Genomic DNA, 772 nt, shown 5'->3' on the forward strand with positions numbered 1-772 from the left:
GTTGAAAGCCAGGTACCCACAATTCAAACGTAGACACGGCAAGCAATCGAGTTACCACTGTGTGGGCGTAAAGGTGTCTGATAGTGCAATCAAACTCCCGAAGATGCAGCCTGTTAAGGCAAATATTCACCGTGAGATCAGTGGGGTAGTAAAAAGCATCACTGTCAGTTTGAGTAAAACAGGTAAATTTTACGCATCAATTCTTGTTGATGATGGAGTAGAAGCGCCTGATTTACCTCACACGGTAAGCAAGGTAACAGGTATCGATCTCGGTCTGTCCCACTTTGCCATTGAATCTAATGGCAGAAAGACAGCCAATCCAAGATTTGTAAAACGAGCTGAGAAAAACCTCAGACGTAAGCAGCGTCAGCTATCTAGAAAAGCAAAAGGCAGTGCTAATCGAACGAAAGCTAGATTGCTGGTCGCCAAATGCCATGAAAAAGTAGCGAACGCTCGCGCTGATTTTCAGCACAAACTCTCTCGGACTCTCGTTGACGAAAACCAAGCGGTGATAGTCGAGACACTGAAATCAGCCAATATGATGAAAAACCGCAAACTGGCGAAACACATAGCAGATGCCTCATGGCATGGTTTTGTTGTAAAGCTGGAGTACAAAGCCAGAGAGCAAGGTAAGCACCTGGTAAAACTGGATCAGTGGTACGCCAGCTCTAAAACTTGTCATTGCTGCGGTCATAAAACGGAAGATATGCCTTTGTCGGTTCGTCAGTGGGATTGTCCATCTTGTGGCACTATGGATATAGACCGCGACTTA

1 protein-coding gene is annotated in these 772 nt (G+C 45.5%); it reads left to right on the top strand.

The genetic code is table 11. The annotated features are described in order from the left end of the window. Positions 1–772: RNA-guided endonuclease TnpB family protein (locus Xinn_RS21160; protein ID WP_099137832.1), on the top strand; the 772-nt coding region annotated here is incomplete at both ends.

The sequence above is a fragment of the Xenorhabdus innexi genome (genome assembly GCF_002632485.1).
Lineage (GTDB): Bacteria > Pseudomonadota > Gammaproteobacteria > Enterobacterales > Enterobacteriaceae > Xenorhabdus > Xenorhabdus innexi.